The sequence below is a fragment of the Meinhardsimonia xiamenensis genome, from assembly GCF_900102905.1.
GTDB lineage: Bacteria > Pseudomonadota > Alphaproteobacteria > Rhodobacterales > Rhodobacteraceae > Meinhardsimonia > Meinhardsimonia xiamenensis.
Window position 1 is genome coordinate 231991 of record NZ_FNFV01000001.1, and the last position, 23107, is coordinate 255097.

The following is a 23107-nucleotide window of genomic DNA, read 5'->3' on the forward strand; positions in this document are numbered from 1 at the left end:
CGCTCGGGGGCGGGGCCAAACTCGGGGCATGGCCCGAACCCCCATTGCCAACATCCGCTCCGACCGCGAAGAAGACACGCGCCAACTCGCCGCGCGGATCGCGCCGCGTCTGGAGGCGGGCGACGTTCTGTTGCTTTCGGGGCCGATCGGGGCTGGAAAGTCCGTTTTCGCTCGGGCGCTGATCCAGTCGCGGCTGGCCGCGGCGGGCCTGCATGAGGAGGTTCCCTCTCCGACCTTCACCCTCGTCCAAGTCTACGATGACGGGCGCGCGGAAATCTGGCACGCGGATCTCTACCGGCTTGGCGAGAACGCGGACACGGCAGAACTCGGGCTCGACGAGGCCTTCGAGAGCGCCATATGTCTCGTCGAATGGCCCGAACGCCTTGGCGCCGCGGTTCCCGAAGGCGCGCTCTGGCTGCGGTTCGTGCCGGGGGGAGAGGCGCGCATGATCGAGCTTTCCACGACCGATCCGATGCGCTGGCGCAAGCGCTTGCTCGAGGCCGCTGTTGCAGATGAATGAACCGCTGCGAAATGTCGCGCGCCGTGGGTTCCTGGAACGCTGCGGTCTGGCGGGCTGGACGCTGGCGGCGCTGCGCACCGATGCCTCGCGGCGGCGCTACTTCCGGTTGCGCGACGGCGCCGGCGCCTCGCTGATCCTGATGGACGCTCCGCCCGAGACCAATCCGCCGCTTGACGGCTTCATCGCCACGGCCCGCATTCTTGCCGAAGCCGGGCTTTCCGTGCCGCGTGTCCACGAGGCCGATCCCGGGCAGGGTTTCATGCTGCTCGAGGATTTCGGCGACGCCTTGCTTGCAGACGTGATCACGAAGTTCCCAAAACGCGCGGCGATGCTCTACGGCGAGACGCTGCGCGCGATCGCGCAACTGCAGGCGCGCGCCGATGCCAGGGCGCTGCCGATCCGCACCAGTGGCGAGCGCGCCCGCCTTTCCCTCCCGGCGATTGACGATTACGCCGCGCCGCTCGCCCCCACGCCGCCGGGCGCTCGCGAGAGGCTCCTCGCCGCCCTCGAAGAGGCGCTTTTCCGTCTCGCGCCCGAAAGCGCTACGCCGGTGCATCGCGACTGCCATGCCGAAAACCTCGTCTGGCTGCCCGACCGGCGCGGCCTCGCCCGCGTCGGCTGGCTCGACTTCCAGGATGCCGAGCAGGGCCACCCGGCCTATGATCCGGTCTCGCTTCTGTGCGATGCGCGCCGCGACCTGTCCGCCGATCTCGTGACGCGGATGAAGGCCCTTTTTCTCGCCGAAACAGGCTCTGATCCGGCCGAATTCGAGGCCGCATGGGCCACGCTCGGCGCCCAGCGCAACCTGCGCATCCTCGGCATCTTCGCGCGTCTTGCCCGCCGGGAGGGCAAGCCCGGCTATCTGGCCCACATGCCGAGGGTCTGGCGCCAGCTCATGCGCCATCTCGCCCACCCGGACCTGCGCGATCTGCGCGATGCCGCTCTCGCCACCCTGCCCGAACCGACGCCCGCCATTCTCGCCCGCCTTGCCGAGCCATGCCCGACGCCCCCCGCGCCCTGATGCTCTTTGCCGCCGGTCTTGGCACGCGCATGGCCCCGCTCACCCGGCGCCGGCCGAAGCCGCTCGTCGAGGTCGCCGGAAAGCCGCTCATCGACCACGCGCTCGATCAGGCGGCGGGCCTGGGGCTCGCGCCGATCCTCGCCAACACGCACTACCTTGCGCCGATGCTTGAGGCGCATCTTGCGCCTCGCGGCGTGATCACACTGCGCGAGGCGGAGCTTCTCGACACCGGCGGAGGCCTGAAGAACGCGCTGCCGCAGTTGCCGGGTGAGGCCGTTTTCACCCTCAACACCGATGCCGTCTGGACGGGGCCGAGCCCGCTTGCCACGCTGGCCGCGCATTGGGATTCTGGGCGCATGGATGCGCTTCTGATCCTCGTGCCGCGCGACCGCGCCCTCGGCCATGCCGGGGCCGGCGACTTCGCGCTCGAGGGCGAAGGACGGCTCGCGCGCGGCGGCGGTTTCGTTTACGGCGGGGCGCAGATCATCGCGCGCGCGGCGGTGGAGGCGGTGGAGGGGCGCGTCTTCTCGCTCAACCGCGTGTGGGATGCGCTCGCCGCGAAGGGGCGGCTTTGCGGCGTGATCCACCCCGGCGGCTGGTGCGACGTGGGCCGACCGCAATCGATTGCACTTGCCGAGGCGCTTCTGGCGGAGGGCGGCAATGGCTGAGCCGCGGCTCTTCGGCATCCCGCCCGGCGCGGATTTTCCGGCCGCCTTCGTCGCCGGGCTGATCGCGCGGCATGGCGCGGGGCCGCCCGAGGCGCTCGCGCGGGCCGAAGTCTTCGTCAACACCCGGCGGATGCAGCGCCGGATCGAGGCGGCCTTCGACGCGGGGCCGGCGCGGCTCCTGCCGCGCTTGCAGCTTGTCACCGACATCGGCGCGCGCCTGCCGCTGCCGGGGCTGCCGCCGACCCTGCCGCCGTTGCGCCGGCGGCTCGAGCTTGCCCGGCTTGTGGCCGCTCTTCTCGAGCGCGCCCCCGAGCTTGCCCCCGGCACCGCCGCCTTCGACCTTGCCGAGAGCCTCGGCGCGCTCTTCGACGAGATGCAGGGCGAGGGCGTGCCGCCCGAGAAGCTCGAAGAGCTCGACGTCTCCGACCAGTCGGGCCACTGGCAGCGCAGCCTGACCTTCATCAACCTCGTGCGCAATTTCCTTTCCGAGGCTGGGGCGGAGGCGATCGACGCGGAAGCGCGCCAGCGGCTGGCGGTGGAAGCGCTCATCGCCCGGTGGGACAAGGCCCCGCCCGAGCATCCGGTGATCGTCGCCGGCTCCACCGGCTCGCGCGGCACCACGGCGCGGCTGATGCAGGCGGTGGCGCGCCTGCCGCAAGGCGCGGTGGTGTTGCCCGGCTTCGATTTCGACATGCCGCCCCATGGCTGGGCCGCGCTCACCGACGCCCGCAGCGGCGAGGATCACCCGCAGTTCCGCTTCGCCCGGCTGTGCGAGGCCCTCGGGATGGAGCCTGGCGCGGTGCACCCTTGGCATGAAGCGGCAACCGCCCCCGATCCCGCGCGCAACCGCACGCTCTCGCTCGTGCTGCGCCCCGCGCCGGTGACCGACCAGTGGCTCAGCGAGGGCCGCGACATGCCTGACCCGCGCGCGGCCATGGCGCGGGTGACGCTGATCGAGGCGCCCGGCCCCCGCGAGGAGGCTGGCGCCATCGCGCTCATCCTGCGCGACGCGGTCGAGCGGGGCGTGCGCGCAGCACTGGTCACGCCTGACCGGGTTCTGACCCGGCAGGTGACGGCGGCGCTCGACCGCTGGGGCATCATCCCCGACGACAGCGCCGGCCGCCCGCTGGAGCTCACCGCGCCGGGCCGCTTCCTGCGCCAGACGGCGGCGCTTCTTGTGGCGCCGCCGCCGGCCGATGCGCTGATGGCGCTGCTTAAGCACCCGCTCGCCGCCACCGGAGGCGCGGAGGGCGGCAAGGAGCGGGGCGCGCATGTGCTTCATGCCCGCGAGCTTGAGCTTCACCTGCGCCGCCGCGGCATCCCGCACCCGCACGGGCAGGACATCCGCGCCTGGGGCGAGGCGCGGGAGGAGCACCGCGACTGGGCGTTCTGGCTGGCCGAAGTGCTGGAGGCGGTCCCGGCGCCTGAGCGCCGCCCGCTCGCCGAGCACCTCAAGGCCCATCTTCGCCTTGCCGAGACTCTTGCCGCCGGGCCGGGGCAGGAGGGGGCAGGCGAGCTGTGGCTGAAGGCGGCCGGCATCGAGGCGCTGCGGCAGATGCAGGCGCTCGAGCGCGAGGCGGCGCATGGCGGTGAGGTCACGCCGGCCGAATATGCGGCTCTGATTCACCAGATTCTGGCCGAGCGCGAGGTGCGCGAGACGGTCGCCGCCGACAGCCGGGTGATGATCTGGGGCACGCTCGAGGCCCGGGCGCAGGGCGCCGATCTTGTCATAGCCGCCGGGCTCAACGAGGGCGTGTGGCCGGCCCAGCCCGGCGCCGACCCGTGGCTCAACCGGCAGATGCGGCACGCCGTCGGCCTCCTGCTGCCGGAGCGGCGCATTGGCCTTTCGGCGCACGACTTCCAGCAGGCGGCAGGCGCGGCCGAGCTGGTGCTGACCCGCGCCCTGCGCGATGCGGAGGCGCAGACGGTGCCTTCGCGCTGGCTGAACCGGCTGACCAACTATCTTGGCGGCATTTCCGACGAGGGGCGCGCGGCGCTTGCCGAGATGCGCGCGCGCGGCAATCACTGGCTTGCCCTTGCCCGCCGGCTTGACGCGGCGGAGAACCGCGTGGAACCCGCGCGCAGGCCTGCGCCCCGCCCGCCGGTGGAAGTGCGGCCGCGGCGGCTCTCGATCACCGAGATCAGCCATCTGGTGCGCGACCCCTATGCCATCTACGCCCGGCATGTGCTGGGTCTCCGGCCGCTCGACCCGCTGCGCCCGCAGCCCGAGGCGAGCCAGCGCGGCACGGTCGTGCATACCATCATGGAGCGCTTCCTTCGGTCGGTGGGCGATGGTGCGCCACTGACAACCGGCACGCTGATGGACATCGCCCGCGAGGTGATGGAGGCCGAAGTGCCCTGGCCGCTCGCCCGCCGGCTCTGGCTTGCGCGGCTCGCGCGCATCGCGGGCTGGATCGTGGAAGGCGAGGCCTCGCGTCTTGCCGGCGCCTTTCCCGCGGCGCTGGAGAAGGATTGCACGCTGAAGCTCGAAGACCCGCGCTTCACCCTTACGGGGCGCATCGACCGCGTCGATCTGCTCGCCGACGGCACCTTCGCCGTCTACGACTACAAGACCGGCAGCGTGCCGACCCGGAAGCAGGTGCGCCACTTCGACCCGCAATTGCCGCTCTCGGCGCTCGCGGTCAGTCGCGGCGCGGTGGAGGGAGTCGCACCCGGGGCCGTCACGCAGGCCGCCTATATCGGGCTCGGGACGAACCCCAAGTTCACCCCGATCGAGATTGACGCAGCGCTTCTGGAGGAGGCGGAAACGTCTCTGTTCCGCCTTGTGTCGACCTATCTTGACCCGTCAACGGGCTATGTCTCGCGCCGGGCGATGTTCCGCAGCGCGTATCCCGGCGACTATGACCACCTCGCCCGCCACGGCGAGTGGGAGGACAGCGACGCACCCGAGCCCGAGGATGTCGGCCGATGAGCCTTGATGACGCGACGCTGAACCAGATCCGCGCCGCCGACCCGGCAAGCTCCACATGGCTTACCGCCAACGCCGGTTCGGGCAAGACCAAGGTGCTCACCGACCGCGTGGCCCGGCTTCTGCTCGCAGGCACCGACCCGCAGCACATCCTGTGCCTGACCTACACCAAGGCCGCGGCGAGCGAGATGCAGAACCGCCTGTTCGGCACGCTGGGGCGCTGGGCGCTGATGGAGGATGGCGCGCTGCGCGCCGAGCTTGCGCGGCTTGGCGAGGAGGCGCCGGGCGGGCCCGAGCGGCTGGCCGAGGCGCGGCGGCTCTTCGCCCGCGCCATCGAGACGCCGGGTGGCCTGCGCATCCAGACCATCCACTCCTTCTGCGCCGCGCTCCTGCGCCGCTTCCCGCTCGAGGCCGGGGTGTCGCCGAACTTCCTCGAGCTTGACGACCGTTCGGCGGCGCTTCTGCGCGAGGAGGTGGCAAGCGCGCTCGCCGAGGAGGACGCTGAGGGGCGCTTCGGCGCCATCGCCCCGCTGATCGCGGGGGAGGACATGGCCGCCTTCACCGAGGAGATCATCACCCATCGCGCAGGCTTCGCGCGGGAGGTGAGCGAGGCCGAGATCAGGCGCTGGCTCGGCCTGCCGCAAGCGCTCAACATGGAGCGGCTGCTCGCCGAAACCTTCTCTGATGCGGCCGAATTCATGCCGCGCGTGATCGCGGCGCTGCGTGCGGGGAGCACAAACGATCAGAAAGCGGCCGCCGATCTTGCGCCGCTCGACTTCGCCTCAGCGACCGAAGAGACGCTCATCGCATGCGAGTCGGTCTTCCTCACCAAGAGCGGCGCGGCGCCATTCACCGCAAGAATCGGGAAATTCCCGACCAAGGCCACGCGCGAGGTGCTCGGCGACGACACCCGCCGGCTCGAGGCGCTGATGAGGCGTGTCGAGGCCGCCCGCCCCATGCGGGTGGGGCTGAAGACGGCCGAGGCAACGCTTGCCCTGCACCGCTTCGCGCGGGCCTTCCTCGAGGGTTACGAGGCGCGGAAACAGTCTCTCGCCCGGCTCGATTTCGACGATCTCATCGGCCGGACGCTGGCGCTTCTCGAAGACCCGGCGGTTTCGGCCTGGGTGCTCTACCGGCTTGACGGCGGCATCGATCACATCCTTGTCGACGAGGCGCAGGACACGAGTCCCGAGCAATGGCGGGTCATCGCGCGGCTGGCCGAAGAGTTCACCGCCGGTGAGGGCGGGCGCGCAGGCGCGCCGCCGCGAACGCTCTTCGTGGTCGGCGACCCGAAGCAGTCGATCTATTCCTTCCAGGGGGCGGACGCGCGGGAATTCGCGCGCATGCAGGAGCATTTCGCCCGCCGTTTCGGGGCGGCGGGCCAGCCGCTCCTGCCGCACGAGCTGGCCTACTCCTTCCGCTCCTCGCCGGCGATCCTGCGCGCGGTTGACCTGACCTTCCCGGACTGGACGAACGGCCCGCCCCGTCACGAGCCGGTCGCGCACCGCCCCTTTTTCGGCGATCTGCCCGGCCGGGTTGACCTCTGGCCGCTCGAGCCCGCGCCGGAGAAGGCGGAAGACCCGCCCTGGCACGAGCCGGTGGACGTGCTCGCGCCCGGCGACAACCGCCTCGAACTCGCCCGCAAGATCGCCCGCCACATCAGGGCGCTCATCGGCACGCCCCTGCCCGACGGCACGGGCGCGGCGCGGCCCATCGGCGCGGGCGACATCATGGTGCTGGTGCAGCGGCGGGGGGTGCTGTTTCACGAGATCATCCGCGCCTGCAAGGCCGAGGGTCTGCCGGTGGCCGGGGCCGACCGGCTGAAGCTTGGCGAGGAGCTCGCGGTGCGCGATCTCACCGCGCTTCTCTCCTTCCTCGCCACGCCGGAGGACGAGCTTTCGCTCGCCGCCGCACTACGCTCGCCGCTCTTCGGTTGGAGCGAGGCCGATCTCTTCCGTATCGCCGCGAACCGGGGCGGGCGCCCGCTGCGCGCGGTGCTCGAGGCACGCCGGGACGAGTGGCCCGAGACCCACGCGATGCTGCGCGATTTGCGCGATGCGGCCGACTTCCTGCGGCCCTACGACCTCATTGAGCGCATCCTGATCCGCCATGACGGGCGGCGGCGGCTGATCGCGCGGCTCGGCGAGGAGGCGGAGGAGGGCATTGATGCGCTGCTCGAGCAGGCGCTTGCCTATGAGCAGGCCGAAGTGCCCTCGCTCACCGGTTTCGTCTCGTGGCTTCAGGCCGAGGATGTGGAGCTGAAGCGGCAGATGGGCGCGGCCGAGGGGCGGCTGCGGGTGATGACGGTGCACGGCGCCAAGGGGCTCGAGGCGCCCGTCGTCATCCTGCCCGACACGGTGCGCACACCGCCCGTCCATCGCGGCCGGCTCATTGCCGCGGAGGCGGAGGGCGAGGGGCCGCCGCGGGTGTTCTGGAAGGCCGAAGGCGGCGAGCTGCCCCCGGCGGTGGAGGCGGCGCTGGGCGCCTGGCGGGCCGAGCAGGAGGAGGAGCGGCGGCGGCTTCTTTACGTGGCGATGACGCGGGCCGAACAGTGGCTCATCGTCTGCGGGGCCGAGGCCGAACGCTCCGAGGCTGCCTGGCACGAGGCCGTCAAGGCCGGGCTTCAGCGCGCGGGTGCCGTCGCCGCGCCCTTTCCCACCGGCGAGGGGCTGCGCTACGAGGTCGGCGACTGGTCGGCCTGCGATGTGACGGCGACGGCAGCCGGGCAGGCGCGGGCCGCACCGGCGCTGCCGAACTGGGCGCGGGAGCACGCCCCGCCGCCCGTTGAGGCGCCCGCGGTGCTGCGCCCCTCGGATCTGCCGGGGGAAAAGGCGCTGCCGGGGGAGGCGGCGCTTGCCGAGGGCGACGACCCGCTGCGCCGCGGGCGGCAGCTGCACCTGCTGCTCGAGCACCTGCCCCACCATCCGCCCGCGCGCCGCGCCGAGATTGCCGCGAGCCTTCTGATGAGCGGCGAGGATGCGGTGACCGACAGTGCCGAGCTCGCGCTGCTGCTCGAGGATGCCGCCCGCGTGCTGGACGAGCCCGCGCTCGCGTCGCTCTTTGCGCCGGGCGCGCTCGCCGAGGTGGCCGTGACCGCGCCGCTGCCCGAACTGGGCGGGCGGCGCGTGCACGGCACCATCGACCGGCTTATCGTCGAGCCCGGCCGGGTTCTGGCGATCGACTTCAAGACCAACCGCATCGTGCCGGGGACGCCGCAGGAGGTGCCGGCGGGGCTTCTGGCGCAGATGGGTGCCTATCGCGCCGCGCTGGGGCAGATCTACCCCGAGCGCACCATCGAGACCGCGATACTGTGGACTGCGGTGCCGCGGCTCATGCCGCTGCCTGACGATCTCGTGACCGCGGCATTCGCGCGCGCCGCCGCGCCTTGACGCCCGGCGGGGGGCTTCATAGGTTCGCCGCCGACCCGACATGCCAAGGAGCAACAGGCCATGGCCACCGTTGAAGTGACCGACGAGACGTTCGACGCCGAAGTGCGCAACTCCGACATCCCCGTGGTGGTGGATTTCTGGGCCGAATGGTGCGGCCCGTGCAAGATGATCGGCCCCGCCCTCGAGGAGCTTTCCGAGGAGTACGCCGGCAAGGTGAAGATCGCCAAGGTCAACGTCGACGAAAATCCCAACTCGCCGGCCCAGCTTGGCGTGCGCGGGATTCCGGCGCTGTTTCTGTTCAAGAACGGGCAGGTGGTCTCCAACAAGGTTGGCGCCGCGCCCAAGGCCGCGCTCGAGGAGTGGATCAAGTCCTCGCTCTGAGGGCGCGCGAGGCGGAATTGCGGGGGCGGTGCGGCTGTCGCGCCGCCCTTTTGCTTTGCCCACGCCTTGCCGCGGGGGCGGCGCGTCGTCATATAGCCTGGGCGTTAACCTGCCGCGGCAATGGAGAGGCACGATGAGCGATCAGGCATTTCCCGGCTGGCACGGCACCACCATCATCGGCGTGGCCAAGGGCGGCAAGGTCGCGGTGGCGGGCGACGGTCAGGTGAGCCTCGGCCAGACCGTCATCAAGGGCACGGCGCGCAAGGTGCGCCGCCTCGCCCCTGGCGGCCATGAGGTGGTGGCGGGCTTTGCCGGTTCGACGGCCGACGCCTTCACGCTCCTCGAACGCCTCGAGACGAAGCTCGAGGCCAGCCCCGGCCAGCTTCAGCGCGCGGCGGTTGAGCTGGCGAAGGACTGGCGCACCGACAAGTATCTGCGCAATCTCGAGGCGATGCTGGTCGTCACCGATGGCGCGGCGCTTTATGTGATCACCGGGGCGGGCGACGTGCTCGAGCCCGAGCATGGCATCGCCGCCATCGGTTCGGGCGGGATGTATGCGCTGGCCGCGGCGCGGGCGCTGATCGACAGCGATCTTGACGCCGAGGAGATCGCCCGCCGCGCCCTGGCCATCGCCGCCGAGATCTGCGTCTACACCAACGCCAACGTGACCGTGGAGACGATCGGCGCCGGCACCGGGCAGGGCTGACCGCCGGCCCCGGCGCCACGGCCCCCGGCCGCTTCAGCCCGCCATGCCGTTCGTGAAGAGAAACGCCATGTAGGCGGCATAGGCGACGAGCATCACCGCGCCCCAGAGGCGGGAAATGCGCGACGCCGAGAACAGCAGCACCAGCAGCAGAAGGCTCGCGCCCAGCATCACCGGCGTGTCGATCGTGCGGAAGCGGTCGCTGACCACGATGGGCCTGATCACGACGGTTGTGCCGAGGATGGCAAGGACGTTGAAGATGTTCGAGCCGATGACGTTGCCGAGCACGACGTCGGAATGGCGGCGGATCGCGGCAATGATCGCCGTGGCCAGCTCCGGCAGCGACGTGCCGACCGCCACCAGCGAGAGCCCGATGACCGCGTCGGGCACGCCGAGTGACCGCGCGATGTTCACCGAGCCCTCCACGAGCAGGTCGGCGCCGAACACCAGCGCCACGATTCCGCCGAGCGCGAGGAGAGGCGCGAGCCACGGGCGCGGAAGCGGGATGTCCTCGAACGCTTCGGCCTCGTGCACGAAGGTCTGGTCGTCGGGCCGCCTGGTCTCGAGCCAGTAGCTCGAGCCAAGATACGCGGCCAGCACCACCAGCATCGCCAGGCCCTCGAAACGCGTGATGGCAGCTCCATGGACGAGTCCGACGAGCACCAGCGCGACGAGGGTTGCCACAAGCGCTTCCCTGACGGCCGTTCGCTCCCAGCCGGCGATGGGAAGGAGCACCGCCGCGACACCCACGATCAGCAGTACATTGGCCGTGTTCGAGCCGACGACGTTGCCAAGCGCGATCTCGGGCACCCCGTTCAGGGCCGCATCGACCGAGACAAGCAGTTCGGGCGTCGAGGTGCCGAAGCCAACGATCACGAGGCCGATCAGCAGTTTCGACAGGCCCAGGCGCTCGGCGATGGCGACCGAGCCCCTGACCAGCCCCTCGCCACCCAGGAACAACAGCACAAGGCCCGCGGCCACCAGAAACAGATCCTGTATCACTCCAGCTTTTCCTTCGGTTTCCCGCTCGCGTCGGCGCCGCTGTCCGCCTGGCCGGAAGCCGGCTTGGCCCGGCCGGCCAACGCCTCGGCCGCCTCCAGCGCTTCGCGGACCAGCGGGTTGGGGAAACGGCGCCGCAGGGTCACGGCATAGAATGTTTCCGTCAGCCCGTCGAGACGGGCGAGTTCCGCCAGACGGCCGGAAGCGAGCTCGTCTTGTACCACGATCGGCGGCACCACCGCAAGCCCGGCGCCCGAGCGCGCCAGAAGCCGGAGCATGGCCATGTCGTCGGCCTCGGCGAGAATGCGCGGAACAATGGAAAACGATTCGAGCAGTGCGTCGAAGCCGGCGCGCAGGGGGCTTTCCGCCGTGGGAAGGATCAGGGGCCGGCTCTCGAGCAGGACGCGCAGCGGCTGTCCGCGAAGTTCCGGCGGGCCGATCAGGCTCACGGGCTGTTCCGCGAGGCGGTTGACGAGATGGCGGCTCAGCGCATCCTGCGCGGGGGGATGGTTGGTGAGCACCACGTCGAGGGCAAGCGCCTCGAGCCCGGCGAGGAGCTGGGCTTGCGGGCCGGAACGAAGCACCACTTCCACGTCGTCGCGCGCGAGGAATGGCGCGATGAAGCCGATCTGGAAGTTGCGCGACAACGTCGACAGGGCGCCGACACGCAGCGCCTGCCGCGAGGCGCGCCGTTCGCGCAGGGTGGCAACGAGGTCATCGGCGGTGCGGAAGATCGCCTCGGCATGGTCAAGCGCGATGCGGCCGGCCTCGGTGAGGACCAGACCGCGGCCGCGACGCTCGAAAAGCTCGTGGCCGAGCCTCGCCTCCAGCGCGCGTATCTGGGTCGACAGTGCCGATTGCGAAAGGTTCAGCAGGCGCGCGGCGCCGGTCAGGGTGCCCTCGCGCGCGACCGCCCTGAACAGGCGCAGGTGGTGCAGGTTCAGCGTGCTCATTGTTCCATTAAATAGAACGATTTCAGAAACAATATATAATTTTATTTAACTGCGCCAGCGCCTATCTCCGCCTCGCCTGAAGAGACAAGGGAAGACGTGGAGATCGGCATGGCCTATTCCGCTGACGTCACCGCGGCACTCGCGCCGCTTGTGTTGCTGACCGGTGCCGCACTGATGATGGCCCAGCCGGGGCGACGCCCCCCGCTTGCGCGCCGGGTGCCGCAGGGTGCAAGCCTGCTGGCGCTGTTGCTGGCGGTTGCCGGAGCGCTCGACATCGCGTTTGCCGGGGCAGCCGAAAAGGGCGCCGGATTGCGAGATCCGGCGGCGCGTGACGGGCTTGCGGCGCTCCTGCGCCCCGATGCGGTCGGTGCGAGCCTCGCCGTGCTCGTCGGCTTCATCGGCTGGGTGGTGACGCGCTACGCGACGCGCTTCATGGACGGCGAAGCCCGCGAGGGCCGGTTTCATGCCCTGATGCTTTGCACGCTGGCGAGCGTGATGGTGCTGGTTCAGGCTGCTAACCTTGCGGTGGCGACCGGCGCCCTCGTGGTGACGGGTGCGGTGCTGCGCGGGCTCTTGCTGTTCTACCCCGAGCGGACGGCGGCCCGGCGCGCGGCGACAAAGTTCGCGCTTGTCTGGCACGCGGGCGACGCAGCGCTGGCGCTGGCCACGGGGCTCTTGTGGCTGCGCTTCGGCACCGTCGATCTGGCCGCACTCGCCGCGCTCGTGCCGGCGCAGGGGCTTGGCGCGGCGGGACAGGCTGCCGCGGCGCTCGTCGTTCTGGCCGCGGTTCTCAAGACGGCCGCCTTCCCGGTGCACGGCTGGCTCACCGAGGTGATGGAGGCGCCCACGCCCGTCTCCGCGCTCCTGCATGCCGGGGTCATCAACGCGGGCGGGGTCTTGCTGATCCGGCTTGCAGAGCTGGTGCAGGCAAGCGCCGCGGCGATGGCGGCACTGGTGCTACTCGGCGGCCTCACCGCGCTTTTCGGGGCGGTGGTGATGCTGACGCAAAGCGCGGTCAAGACGGCGCTCGCCTGGTCAACGGTCGGGCAGATGGGGTTCATGCTCATGCAATGCGGGCTGGGGCTGTGGCCGCTCGCGCTTCTGCACATCGTGGCCCATGGGCTTTACAAGAGCCATGCCTTCCTGACCGCCGGCATGGCGGTGGCCGAGGTAGGGGCGGCGCGCCGGCCGGGGCCGGTGGCGGTGCCCGGTTGGGGGGCGGTCCTGCAGGCCTTTGCGCTGGCGCTCCTGCTTTACGCGGCCATGGCGGGGGCCATCATGGCCATCGCCGGGCCGAAGTCGCCGCAGGCGCTGGCGCTGGGCGCGATGCTGGTCTTCGGCGTCGCCTATCTGGTGGCGCAGGGGCTGGCCGATGCCGCGCCACGGGCGTTGACGCGGCGCACCGTCGTCGCCTCGCTCGCGGCCACGGTGGCGTATTTCGGCTTCCAGCTCGGCGCGCAGGCGCTGTGGGGCGCGCATCTGCCCGCTCCGCCGACGCCCGGACCGCTCGAATGGGCGTTGATCGTGCTCGCCGTCGTGTCGTTCGGGCTCGTGGCGCTGGCGCAGGCGCTGTTCCCGCTCTGGGCGCATCACCCCGCGACTGCCGGGCTGCGCGTGCATGTCGCCAACGGCCTCTACCTCAACGCGCTCATCGACCGGGCCATCGGCGGTTTTCGCGTCGTGACCGGCAAGTAGGACCGGCAAGTAGGACCGGCAAGCAGGGATATTCGACCATGTTCATGCAGGAAATCGACATCACGCCGGCCCGGCTGTCGGCGACGCTGAAGGCGGCCGAGGCCGCCGCGCGGGCGATCCCGCCCGCCTTCCCGCTCGATGCCACGGTGGCGGTGAACCCGTTCCTCGGGCAGGCGGGAGAGGATGTCACCGTGGCGGCGGCGCGGCTCGCGCGGGTGGCCGGGGCGCGGCTCTTCCGGCCGCGCGCGGAGATCGCCGCCGAGGTGGCGGAGGGGCGCATCTCGGATGATGATCTGGCGGCGGCCCTGATCGCCTGCAGCTCGCCGCTCAAGCCGGTCGACCTCGCGCTTCTGAAGGCAAAGCTGCACGCCCCCGCCCCCGCGCCGGAGGCGTTGCCGACCGTTGCCGATCTGGCCGCCGAGCTCAGCGGCACCGACTGGCCCGCCCTGATCGAGCGCTGCGTGGGCCTCTGGGCGGCGGGGCATTTCGACCGGGGGCAGGCCCTGTGGCTGCCGGCGCCGGGCGCCGATGCGTGGGCCGCCTGGCGGGCCTGGGCCGCGCGCGACCTGACGCCGGAGATTGCCGGGCTCGAGGGCTTCTGCGCCCATGTCGCGGCCGTGCCCGACACGCCCGAGCGCGCCATCGTGCGGGCGGCGAAGGCGCTGGGGATCGAGGCCGAGGCCACCGAGACCGCCTTTCACCGCCTGCTGATGGATCTCGGCGGCTGGGCGCAGCACGCGCGCTGGATGTTGTGGCAGGCCGAGCAGGAAGGCGCGACGGACCGCACCCTGCTCGCACTGCTCGCGATCCGCCTGATCTGGGAAGAGGCGCTGCTTGCGCAATACCCCGCGCTTGCGCCCCGCTGGGCCGAGGTGGCGCGGGCGCACGCCGAGCCGGTCACGCCCACCCCCGACATGGTCATTGACGCGATCCTTCAGGATGCCGCCGAGCGCGCCTTCCAGCGCCGGCTCGGCGCGCTTCTCGACCGGCCGGCGGCAGGGGCAGCGGCGGAGCGGCCGGCGCTGCAGGCCGCCTTCTGCATCGACGTGCGCTCCGAGCCGTTCCGCCGCGCCCTCGAGGCGCAGGCCCCGGGGATCGAGACCATCGGCTTTGCCGGGTTCTTCGGCCTGCCCGTGGCGCACTGTCCGCACGGCTCGGATGTGGCCGAGGCACACCTTCCGGCCCTGCTGAAGCCGACCCTGCGCAGCACCAGCCATCAACCCGAAGCGGCTGAGCAGGCGGCCCGCATCGCGGCGCGGGCCGCGCGCGCCTGGCGGCGGTTCCGGCAGGCGGCGGTGTCCTCCTTTGCCTTCGTCGAGGCCGCGGGGCTGGCTTACGGCGGCAAGCTACTCGCAGGTGCCTTCGGCAAGGGCGGCAAGGCGTCGCTGCCGGAACCCGCCCCGCGGCTGGACGCGTCCCTCGATCCGGCGCGCCGGGCACAGATCGCGGCCGCCGTGCTGACGGCGATGGGGGTGCGCGAGGGGTTCGCGCGGCTCGTGCTGCTCGTCGGCCATGGCGCGAAGGTGACCAACAACCCCCACGAAAGCGCCTATCACTGCGGCGCCTGCGGGGGGCACACCGGCGCGGTCTCGGCGCGGCTTCTGGCCAGCCTGCTGAATGACCCGGACACCCGCGCGCATCTGGCCACGGCCGGCATCGCCGTGCCCGAGGACACGCGCTTCGTCGCGGCGCTGCACGAGACCACGACCGACGAGGTGACGCTGTTTGACGTGGAGAAGGCCGGGGACGAGGCCGGCGAGCACGCGCAGGATCTTGCGCGGGCGCGGGCCTGGCTCGAGGCCGCGGGGCGGCAGGTGCGGGCCGGGCGCGCCCTGCGGCTTCCCGGCGCGGCGCCCGGCGGCGTGGCGGCGCGGGCGCGCGACTGGGCCGAGACGCGCCCCGAGTGGGGGCTCGCGGGCTGTGCCGCCTTCATCGCGGCTCCGCGCGCGGTCACCCGGGGCAAGGACCTTGGCGGGCGCGCCTTCCTGCACAGCTATGACTGGCAGGCGGACGAGGGTTTTGCCACGCTCGAGCTGATCCTGACCGCGCCCGTGGTGGTGGCAAGCTGGATTGCGCTCCAGTATCACGGGTCGAGCCTCGCGCCGGAAACCTTCGGCGCGGGCAACAAGCTGATCCACAACGTGGTGGGTGGCATCGGCGTGGTCGAAGGCAATGGCGGGCGGCTGCGCGCCGGACTGCCCTGGCAGGCAGTGCATGACGGCGAACGCCTCATGCATGAGCCGCTGCGCCTCACCGTGCTCATAGAGGCCCCGCGCGAGGCGATCGCGCAGGTTCTTGCCCGCCACCGCGAGGTCGCGGCGCTCTTCGACAACGGCTGGCTGCACCTCATGCAGCTCGAGGGCGGCCGCGTCAGTGCGCGCTACCGGCCGGGCGGCGGCTGGCGCGAGGAGGCAGGCGCCGCCTGAACCTGTGCGCAGCCCGCACCGCATCACCACACGCCCCTCGAAGGCGCCTCTACGACCGCGAGTTCGGCGCACCGGACGCCGGCCCTCGCCCGGCGGGCGGGCCTTCAGACGATGTTTCCCTCGGGGGAGTGCTCGGCAATGGCCGGGAGAAACGTTGAACGGCGTGCTTGAAATGCCCTGCCGCGCCCCCAGATCGGGGAGCGACTGGACCGGAGGCAGGGCGAGGGCCCGAGGCCTGTCGCTGGCCAAGGGGAATGACCCCAGAAGACCCATTGCCGGAAAGGGAGCAAGTGAAATGATCGGACGGAACGAGGCGGCCGAAATCTGGAATCGTCTGCAGGAGCTCGAGACTCCTGTTCTCAGCGTCTATGCTGACATCGACCCATCCAATCCCGACAACCGGGGCGGCGCGTGGCGCGTGCGTGTCAAGAATGCGCTCAAGGACATCCCCGAGATCCACGAGCGCACCGAGCACCGCCCGAGCCTCTACGACGAGGTGGTCGCGCTCATCGACGAGGAACGCCCCGAGGCGAAGACGATGGCTCTCTTTGCCCGCCAGAACCATCTGGGCAAGACCTTTCTCGAGCGGATCGACCTCAAGGTGGCCGTGCCCGTGGTTGACCTCGTCGGCGGCCGGGTCGACGCGCGCTGGGGTGAGCCCTGGATCGCACCGCTGCTGTATGCGCTCGACGAATACCAGCGCGCGGCGGCGCTTCACATCCACGGGACCGAGTGGCACCTCTACGAGTTCTTCCTTGGTGAATTCGAGGAAATCGACGGCGTCTTCGCCGAAGTCGACGAGCAGGACTGGAAGGAGCTGCGCGAGGCGGCCGACTTCATCCGTTCGGGTCGACTGAGGGCCGAAGTGACTCCCGATCTTTCCGGTTCGACCAAGGATCGCTGGGCAGCCAAGTCGCGCCACTGGCGGCGCAAGCTCTATCAGCGGCTCGTCCGCCTCGTGGAGAAGGCTCTGGAGGCGCGCGGCATCGAGCGGCTCGTCATCCTCGGCGATCATGCCGAGGCGGCGATGGTCGCATCCCTCTTCACCGGTCGCTATCATGACATGATTGCCGCCATCCTTCCGAACCCCTCGGACGGCAACGATATCGACCCGAGGAAGCTCCACGATCTGGTGCTGCCTGCACTCGAGGCTGCCGAGCGGCGCGAGGAAATGCGCCTTCTCGACCGCATCCGCGAAGAGCCGGGCCCCATGGGGCTTGAAGCGGTCATCGACGCCATCCAGTTCGGCCGGGTTGACGTTGTGGCGGTTCCCTTCCGCACCGAGGCGAAGATCTGGCATTGTCCCGACAGCGGCCTCTACGGCGGTACCCGCGCTGCAGCGGAAAGATACTGCGCGGAGCCGGTCGAAGTGCCGCTCGCCGACCACATTTTCCGGCTCGCGGAGAACTTCGGCACCCGTGTCGAGTTCGTCGACGGCGAGGCGGCGGACAGATTGAGGGAAGAATTCGGCGGTATCGCCGCGCACAGGCGGTGGTAGCGGCGGCGGTCGAGCAAAGACGGAGCACGTGCGGAAGCGGCGCTCAGGCGCCGCTTTCGTCGTCCGGGGCCAAGTTGACCGAGGGCACCTTGCTGTGGGCGCCTTGCAGTGGATCCCTTGCACGCGCCTGGCCGCAACGGACGGGAAAACCGAAGGGAACGGGCGGGGATCTTGTTGGCGAAGCCGGCGAGGACGTTTCCCCGTCGCCCCGTCAAGCGCGCAGTTCGCGGTGCGGGTGCCGTGGCGGAGGAGGTGTCCGCCATACCTATGTTTCACAAGCCCTCGCGAGCGGTCAAAAAACCTCTTGTTTCAGAACGATAATTCCCGTCATATGACTTCATAAGGTTTCAGGAAAATGCCCTGAAGCGCGTGCAAATTGAGGGAACGATTGAGGGAACCGCATGGCGAGGCAAGGCAAGAGGCTCACGGCGCGCTTCTGTTCGACGGCCGGGCCGGGCCGATACCATGACGGCGGCGGTGACGGGCTCGCGCTCTACGTCAAGCCTTCCGGTTCCCGGTTCTGGGTGCAGCGCGTCACCATCGACGGCAAGCGGCGCGACCTTGGGCTCGGACCGTTCCCGGCCGTGAGCCTGACCGACGCCCGCGCCAAGGCGGCGGCGAACAAGGCGCTCATTCGCGAAGGGAAAGGTGCCGAACTTCTGCACCGCACCGAGAAAAGCCGCATCACCTTTGCCGAGGCGGCCGAGCGGTGCCTTGTCAAGCGGGCGAAGGGCCTGTCGAACGAAAAGCACCGCAGGCAATGGCGCTCGACATTGGCAACCTACGCCTTCCCGGTGCTGGGCGACATGCCGGTTGACCGCATCGGCCTTCGCGACGTGCTGCGGGTGCTCGAACCGATCTGGGAGGAGAAGCCGGAAACCGCTTCCCGCCTTCGCGGCCGTATCGAGGCGGTGCTTTCCTGGGCAACGGTGGCAGGCTTTCGCGAGGGCGACAACCCGGCGCGATGGAAGGGCAACCTTGCCGAGGTTCTGCCCGCGCCCTCATCCCTCAAGCGCCAGAAGGGCGGCGATCATCACCCGGCGGTGGCACAAGCCGACCTGCCGAGATGGTGGCAACGTCTGGCGCAAGTGGAAGGCATGGGCGCGGCGGCGCTGCGCTTCGCGGCACTCACGGCGGCGCGTTCTGGTGAGGTGCGCGGCGCGACGTGGGATGAAATCGACCTCGAGGCGGGCCTGTGGCGCGTTCCTGCAAGCCGCATGAAGGCGAAGCGTGAGCATGTGGTGCCTCTGAGCCGGGCTGCGCTCGAGGTGCTGGCAAGCGTGCCGCGCATAGAGGGCGAGGCGCTTGTGTTTCCCGGTATCCGGCGCGGGCGGCCCATGTCCGACATGACCCTTGCGAAGGCCATGAAGGCGGCGCATGGGCGCGACCTCAAGGCCGGTGGTGAGGGCTTCCTTGACCCGAGAAGCAAACGCCCGGCGGTGCCGCACGGGTTGCGCTCAAGCTTCCGCGACTGGGCGGCCGAGCGCGGCTATGAGCGCGACCTTGCCGAGATTGCCCTTGCCCATGACGTGGGTGATGCGACCGAGCGCGCCTATCGGCGTTCCGACATGGTGGAACGGCGGCGGGCGATGATGGAAGCCTGGGCCGATCACGTCACCGGGAAGGAAGCGCGCGGGCAGGTTGTCGAGTTTCGGCGGTAGGACAGGCGCGCCTGTCGGATGGTCTCACCCTAGGTGACAAAACCGACGAAACCGACAAAACCTCGGGCGCGCGTTTCGCGGCCCGGCCCGCTGCTACATCCGCTACAATCGCTACACGGGAAGGGCGAGGCAGCGAGTCAAACCCAGGGCGACACAAGCGGTTGCAGATTCCCGCGCTGTCAAGCACAAAATGCGGCTTTCCGACTCAAATTGATTCTTGATTCGGGCAGGTGGTTCCGCTTGTTTGTTCCTGCCGCCGCATGCGTCAAAGTGCATCACCATGCGGAAGGTGCCGCGCCCGGTGCTGCAACACCGAAGCGCGGCGGGTGTGAATTATCTTGTCACACCCTCATAGATGCACGTTTGGGCCGGTTCGGCAACACCAAATGTGTTCCGTCACATTCGCTTGGGCCGGCCTGCATCTAGAGGAAAACAGCGCATGAAGCTGTTGAGGAAAACCGAACTTCTCGAAATCGTTGGCGTTTCCGACGCGACGCTTGACCGGATGGTGAAGGCGGGCCGGTTTCCCGCACCTGTCCGCATCGGCAAGCGCGCGGTGGCATGGCCCGAGGCCGAGGTGCGCGAATGGCTGGCCGAACGGGCGGCCGAGCGCGACCGCGAACGCGCGGCGGGCTGATTCGTCATGCCTTCGGCGTTCACGGCAACCCGCCCGATGCAGGGCGGGAACGGGAAAGGTGCGACTCGCGATTGCGGCCGTGCCACCCTGCACGAAACCGCTGACGGCTATCACGGCACCCTTGCCGCTTCGGGCCGGTGGCGAGCAATCCGGTGCCGCGATGACTTGCAATTCATCCTGCAACGGCGACGTGGTGGAAACCGCAAGTGGCCGTGGCAGGCCGTTGCCTACATCCTGAACGCAAGGGCGCTTCCACCCGTCTTGCATCGCCCGAGCCTCGGCATTCCGGCCGCTGACCTCGCGCGGCTGATGGCGGCGCTTCCGCGTCCGGCGATGAAATCGCACGCTTTTCGGACGGCGGGCGCGCAAAAAATGAGAGGGCCGCGCCATGACTGATCCGCGCGACCTCACCCGCGCCCTGGGCGGCCGGTGGTTCGGAAGCTACGGCGTAGCGTCCTGTCCGCTGTGCCAGCCCGAGCGGCGGCGCGACCAAAAGGCCTTGTCCATCTCGCAGGGCCATGACGGGCGGCTTCTGCTGCGGTGCCACAAGGCGGGCTGTTCGTTCTCGGACATCCTTGCAGCGGCGGGCATCGCACCCGGTTCTGTTTCGCGACCCGACCCGGCGGCCGAGGTGCGGCGGAAGGCTGACCTCGAAGCGCAGCGCAAGCGGCGCGAGGGCACCGCATGGCGCATCTGGCGGGAAGCGCGACCGGCGCGCGGCACGGTGGCCGAGCGCTACCTGAACGGCCGTCACCTCGAGCTTCCCGAGGGCGCGGCGCTGCGCTTCCATCCGGCGGCACCGCACCCGAGCGGCGCGCGGCTTCCGGCGATGGTGGCGCGCATCGACGGCGGCGAAGGCACCGCCTGCCACGTCACCTATCTGGCCGAACCCGGACGCAAGGCGGCGGTGGTGCCTGCCAAGGCCACCTTCGGCCTTCCCAAGGGCGGCGCGGTGCGACTGGTTGAGCCGCCCGAGGGCGGGCCTGTGCTGATAGGCGAGGGCATCGAAACGACGCTGGCGGCGGTGGCGATGTTCGGTGCGCCCTGCGGTGCCTGGGCGGCGCTGAGCGCAACCGGCATGGCGGGCCTCGACCTCGCCCATGTCCCGCCCGGCGCGTCAATTGTGGCGCTTGGCGACGGCGATGACGCGGGCATCAAGGCCATGTATGCCCTCGCCCGCAAGGCCCATGCGGCGGGCATCTCTGCGGCCGTGCTGGCGGCACCGCCCGGCACCGACTTTGCCGATGCGCTGGCCGAACAGGCCCGCGCCCGGAAAGGCGGTGCAGCATGACGGCCGAGGTGAAGCCGCTTTCGGCGGCAGTCACGCCCTACACGCCCGAGGCCGAGCTTGCCGCTATCGAATGGGCCGAGCCCGACCCGGCGCTTCTCGCGCCCGAGCGGCCCGAGGCACCGCCCTTGCATCTCGAGCCGCTTCTGAGCCCGCCGCTGGCGGCATGGGTGCGCGCGGCGGCCGAAGGCAAGGGCGCGCCTGCCGATTACGTTCTGGCGGGCCTTCTGGCGGCCTCGGGCGCAGCGCTTGGCAATGCGCGCTGGGCGGCACCTTGGCCGGGCTGGCGCGAGCCGCCCGCGCTGTGGTGCATGGTGATCGGCAATCCTTCGGCGGGCAAGAGCCCGGCCCTTGACGCAATCACCCGGCCGCTGGCCGAACTGGAACGCGCCCGGCGCGAGGCGGCCGAGCCCGAGCGCAAGGCCTGGGCCGAGAAGGCCGAGGTGGCGAAGATTGCCGAAAGCGCGTGGAAGGAAGCGGTGAAGGCGGCGCTCAAGGAAGGCGAGGAACCGCCCGCCAAGCCTGCCGCCTGCGATCCCGGGCCGGAACCCTTCCCGCCGCGCCTGATGCTGAACGACGCGACGATTGAGCGCGTGGCGGTCATCCTCGAGCGGCACCCGCGCGGCGTGCTTCAGTTGCGCGACGAACTGGCCGGATGGCTCGAGGGCATGGCGCGCTATTCGAGCGGATCGGATCGGCCGTTCTGGCTCGAGGCCTACGGCGGGCGGCGGTATAGCGTGGAACGCATGGGCCGCGATCCGGTGACGGTGGAACGGCTGACGGTGGCGGTGCTGGGCGGTATCCAGCCTGACCGGCTGAAGAGCCTGATGCTGAAGGCTGATGATGACGGGCTCGTTGCCCGCTTCCTGCCCTTCTGGCCCGACCCGGCACCGATCACCGCGCCCGGGCCGGGTGCCGATGACGCCTTCATCAAGGCAACGCTCGAGCGGCTTCATGGCCTCGGCATGGCCGAAGATGACGCTGGAAACCCGCGCCCGTGGTTCGTGCCATTCGAGGATGAGGCGCAGGCGCTCTTGACCGCCTTCCGCCAATCCTGCCGCGCATGGGAAGGCGAGGCCGAGGGCCTTCTTCTCGGCTTCACCGGCAAGTTGCCCGGCATGGCGGTTCGGCTGGCGCTGATCCTCGCGCATCTCGACATGGCGACCGACCGCCCGCCCGAGGTGGAAGCGGTGACGGCAACGCACCTCGCACGGGCCTGCGCCTTCCTCGAGGATTACGCCCTGCCGATGGCCCGGCGCGCCTATGCCGAGGCCTCGAAGCCCAAGGCCGAGCGGGCGGCGGCGCGGCTTCTCGCCATGATCCGCGAACAGGGCTGGCGCAGCTTCACCTTGCGCGAGGTGCAGCGCGCGGGCCGGGCCGGGCTCGCCCGTGCGGCCGACGTGGAAGCGGCGGCGAATGTGCTGGCCGAAGGCGACGTGATCCGCGAACTGCCCGAGGTGATCGGCCCGAAGGGCGGGCGACCCTCACGGCGCTTCGCGGTCAATCCGGCGATTCTGAACGGTGCGCCATGAGCGGCTGGCGCGCCTTGGCCGAGGAACTGGGTGCCCTTCCCTCGCTGACAAAACCGACAGAACTGACGAAACCCGGCCCGAGAGAGGTTTTGTCAGTTTCGTCGGTTTTGTCAGAAGGGCCGGAACCCTTCACCGATGACCTCGCCCGCGATCTGTTCGAGGAACGCGCGGCCATTCGCGAGCATGACGGCGGGCTCGCCCGTGCCGAGGCCGAGGCGCTGGCGGTGGAAGATACCGCCCGCGCCCTGAGCCTGCCCGTGGCCGAGGTGCGCAGGGCGGTGATGCCCGAGGCACCCGCGCTCGATAGCGAAGGGTTGCCCTTCCAGCCCTGCACCCGCTGCGGCGGCGGTGACTTCTGGAAGCCGATGCGCCTGCCCTTCGAGGGTGAAGGCTGGCGGTGCGCCACCTGCCACCCGCCCAACCCGGATGAATGGCGGCACGCGGTTTCGGTGCCGACGGGCAGGCCATGACGCCCGTGATGCTTGTCGCCGTGCGCCCAGGGCCGGTGCTGCACGTCTGGCAAGATGGCCGGGAACTGGCGGCAATCCCGCTCGACACTCACGCGGCGCTGGCCCTTGCCGAGGCGCTCTTGCGCGAGGTGCGCGCCAACGTTCGATAAGAACCCGGAATTTTCCGGCTCTATAAAAAGGCCTGCACCTGTCGCGGCGCGTTCGCCGTTCCGGTCAAAGGCCCTGAAAAATCCGGCAAGTGGCTGGAAAAACGGATAAAAGCGATTTTACCCACCTGCTCGAACCCAAGCGGCGAGACAGGATTTTCAGCATCACGAACTAGAGAGGGCGCAGGGCC

18 protein-coding genes are annotated in these 23107 nt (G+C 70.3%); 16 read left to right on the forward strand and 2 right to left on the reverse strand.

The annotated features are described in order from the left end of the window. Positions 1-28 precede the first annotated feature (28 nt). From tsaE to hslV, 7 genes are all read left to right on the forward strand, one after another. The gene (tsaE, locus tag BLQ14_RS01130) at positions 29-520 is read left to right on the forward strand and encodes a tRNA (adenosine(37)-N6)-threonylcarbamoyltransferase complex ATPase subunit type 1 TsaE (protein ID WP_092497338.1); all 492 of its coding nucleotides are present in this window, start codon (positions 29-31) and stop codon (positions 518-520) included. Beyond that, positions 513-1541, forward strand: coding sequence for an aminoglycoside phosphotransferase family protein (locus BLQ14_RS01135; RefSeq protein ID WP_092497340.1), 1029 nt, complete (start codon positions 513-515; stop codon positions 1539-1541). The genes tsaE and BLQ14_RS01135 overlap by 8 nt, the downstream gene beginning before the upstream one ends. Then, the gene (locus BLQ14_RS01140) at positions 1517-2209 is read left to right on the forward strand and encodes a nucleotidyltransferase family protein (RefSeq protein ID WP_092497342.1); all 693 of its coding nucleotides are present in this window, start codon (positions 1517-1519) and stop codon (positions 2207-2209) included. Before BLQ14_RS01135 ends, BLQ14_RS01140 begins: the two co-directional genes overlap by 25 nt. Next, positions 2202-5141: a double-strand break repair protein AddB gene (addB, locus tag BLQ14_RS01145; protein ID WP_092497344.1), complete on the forward strand. Its 2940-nt coding sequence runs from the start codon at positions 2202-2204 to the stop codon at positions 5139-5141. The genes BLQ14_RS01140 and addB overlap by 8 nt, the downstream gene beginning before the upstream one ends. Beyond that, positions 5138-8527: a double-strand break repair helicase AddA gene (gene addA / locus BLQ14_RS01150; RefSeq protein WP_092497346.1), complete on the forward strand. Its 3390-nt coding sequence runs from the start codon at positions 5138-5140 to the stop codon at positions 8525-8527. The genes addB and addA overlap by 4 nt, the downstream gene beginning before the upstream one ends. A 60-nt stretch (positions 8528-8587) precedes the next feature. Continuing rightward, positions 8588-8908, forward strand: a complete 321-nt coding sequence (gene trxA, locus BLQ14_RS01155) for a thioredoxin (RefSeq protein ID WP_092497348.1) — start codon at positions 8588-8590, stop codon at positions 8906-8908. A gap of 133 nt (positions 8909-9041) precedes the next feature. Continuing rightward, positions 9042-9614 (forward strand): ATP-dependent protease subunit HslV, encoded by a 573-nt coding sequence (gene hslV / locus BLQ14_RS01160; protein ID WP_092497350.1) that lies wholly within the window; start codon positions 9042-9044, stop codon positions 9612-9614. A gap of 33 nt (positions 9615-9647) precedes the next feature. On the opposite strand, the gene BLQ14_RS01165 is transcribed toward hslV, so the two are convergent. Continuing rightward, a complete protein-coding gene (locus tag BLQ14_RS01165; protein ID WP_092497352.1) occupies positions 9648-10613 on the reverse strand; it encodes a calcium/sodium antiporter in 966 nt (321 codons plus the stop codon). Then, a complete protein-coding gene (locus BLQ14_RS01170) occupies positions 10610-11563 on the reverse strand; it encodes a LysR family transcriptional regulator (protein WP_092497354.1) in 954 nt (317 codons plus the stop codon). Before BLQ14_RS01170 ends, BLQ14_RS01165 begins: the two co-directional genes overlap by 4 nt. A gap of 108 nt (positions 11564-11671) precedes the next feature. Between BLQ14_RS01170 and BLQ14_RS01175 the strand changes: the two genes are divergently transcribed. The 9 genes from BLQ14_RS01175 (at position 11672) to BLQ14_RS15355 (ending at position 22919) form a co-directional block, all read left to right on the forward strand. Then, positions 11672-13258, forward strand: coding sequence for a proton-conducting transporter transmembrane domain-containing protein (locus BLQ14_RS01175; RefSeq protein ID WP_092498286.1), 1587 nt, complete (start codon positions 11672-11674; stop codon positions 13256-13258). A gap of 38 nt (positions 13259-13296) precedes the next feature. Then, on the forward strand, positions 13297-15684 hold the full coding sequence (locus BLQ14_RS01180; protein WP_092497356.1) for a YbcC family protein: 2388 nt from the start codon (positions 13297-13299) through the stop codon (positions 15682-15684). Positions 15685-15979: 295 nt separating this feature from the next. Next, positions 15980-17182 (forward strand): VLRF1 family aeRF1-type release factor, encoded by a 1203-nt coding sequence (locus BLQ14_RS01185; protein WP_092497358.1) that lies wholly within the window; start codon positions 15980-15982, stop codon positions 17180-17182. A 401-nt stretch (positions 17183-17583) separates the two neighbouring features. Next, on the forward strand, positions 17584-18843 hold the full coding sequence (locus BLQ14_RS01190; RefSeq protein WP_092497360.1) for a tyrosine-type recombinase/integrase: 1260 nt from the start codon (positions 17584-17586) through the stop codon (positions 18841-18843). Between the two features lie 439 nt (positions 18844-19282). Beyond that, entirely contained in the window at positions 19283-19480 is a 198-nt protein-coding gene (locus tag BLQ14_RS01195) for a helix-turn-helix transcriptional regulator (RefSeq protein WP_092497362.1), read from the forward strand. Between the two features lie 388 nt (positions 19481-19868). Next, positions 19869-20771 carry a DUF7146 domain-containing protein gene (locus tag BLQ14_RS01200; protein WP_092497364.1) on the forward strand — a complete coding sequence of 301 codons (903 nt, stop codon included), beginning with the start codon at positions 19869-19871 and terminating at the stop codon, positions 20769-20771. Then, positions 20768-22300, forward strand: a complete 1533-nt coding sequence (locus tag BLQ14_RS01205; protein WP_092497366.1) for a DUF3987 domain-containing protein — start codon at positions 20768-20770, stop codon at positions 22298-22300. Before BLQ14_RS01200 ends, BLQ14_RS01205 begins: the two co-directional genes overlap by 4 nt. 107 nt (positions 22301-22407) lie before the next feature. Beyond that, positions 22408-22770: a hypothetical protein gene (locus tag BLQ14_RS01210; protein ID WP_092497368.1), complete on the forward strand. Its 363-nt coding sequence runs from the start codon at positions 22408-22410 to the stop codon at positions 22768-22770. Beyond that, a complete protein-coding gene (locus tag BLQ14_RS15355; protein ID WP_170068376.1) occupies positions 22767-22919 on the forward strand; it encodes a hypothetical protein in 153 nt (50 codons plus the stop codon). Before BLQ14_RS01210 ends, BLQ14_RS15355 begins: the two co-directional genes overlap by 4 nt. Positions 22920-23107: the final 188 nt, after the last annotated feature.

Excerpts from the sequence above, each read along its gene's own strand:
- tsaE (WP_092497338.1), top strand. The coding sequence starts at position 29 with ATGGCCCGAACCCCCATTGCCAACATCCGCTCCGACCGCGAAGAAGAC.
- BLQ14_RS01135 (WP_092497340.1), top strand. The coding sequence starts at position 513 with ATGAATGAACCGCTGCGAAATGTCGCGCGCCGTGGGTTCCTGGAACGC.
- BLQ14_RS01140 (WP_092497342.1), top strand. The coding sequence starts at position 1,517 with ATGCCCGACGCCCCCCGCGCCCTGATGCTCTTTGCCGCCGGTCTTGGC.
- addB (WP_092497344.1), top strand. The coding sequence starts at position 2,202 with ATGGCTGAGCCGCGGCTCTTCGGCATCCCGCCCGGCGCGGATTTTCCG.
- addA (WP_092497346.1), top strand. The coding sequence starts at position 5,138 with ATGAGCCTTGATGACGCGACGCTGAACCAGATCCGCGCCGCCGACCCG.
- trxA (WP_092497348.1), top strand. The coding sequence starts at position 8,588 with ATGGCCACCGTTGAAGTGACCGACGAGACGTTCGACGCCGAAGTGCGC.
- hslV (WP_092497350.1), top strand. The coding sequence starts at position 9,042 with ATGAGCGATCAGGCATTTCCCGGCTGGCACGGCACCACCATCATCGGC.
- BLQ14_RS01170 (WP_092497354.1), bottom strand. The coding sequence starts at position 11,563 with ATGAGCACGCTGAACCTGCACCACCTGCGCCTGTTCAGGGCGGTCGCG.
- BLQ14_RS01175 (WP_092498286.1), top strand. The coding sequence starts at position 11,672 with ATGGCCTATTCCGCTGACGTCACCGCGGCACTCGCGCCGCTTGTGTTG.
- BLQ14_RS01180 (WP_092497356.1), top strand. The coding sequence starts at position 13,297 with ATGTTCATGCAGGAAATCGACATCACGCCGGCCCGGCTGTCGGCGACG.
- BLQ14_RS01185 (WP_092497358.1), top strand. The coding sequence starts at position 15,980 with ATGATCGGACGGAACGAGGCGGCCGAAATCTGGAATCGTCTGCAGGAG.
- BLQ14_RS01190 (WP_092497360.1), top strand. The coding sequence starts at position 17,584 with ATGGCGAGGCAAGGCAAGAGGCTCACGGCGCGCTTCTGTTCGACGGCC.
- BLQ14_RS01195 (WP_092497362.1), top strand. The coding sequence starts at position 19,283 with ATGAAGCTGTTGAGGAAAACCGAACTTCTCGAAATCGTTGGCGTTTCC.
- BLQ14_RS01200 (WP_092497364.1), top strand. The coding sequence starts at position 19,869 with ATGACTGATCCGCGCGACCTCACCCGCGCCCTGGGCGGCCGGTGGTTC.
- BLQ14_RS01205 (WP_092497366.1), top strand. The coding sequence starts at position 20,768 with ATGACGGCCGAGGTGAAGCCGCTTTCGGCGGCAGTCACGCCCTACACG.
- BLQ14_RS15355 (WP_170068376.1), top strand. The coding sequence starts at position 22,767 with ATGACGCCCGTGATGCTTGTCGCCGTGCGCCCAGGGCCGGTGCTGCAC.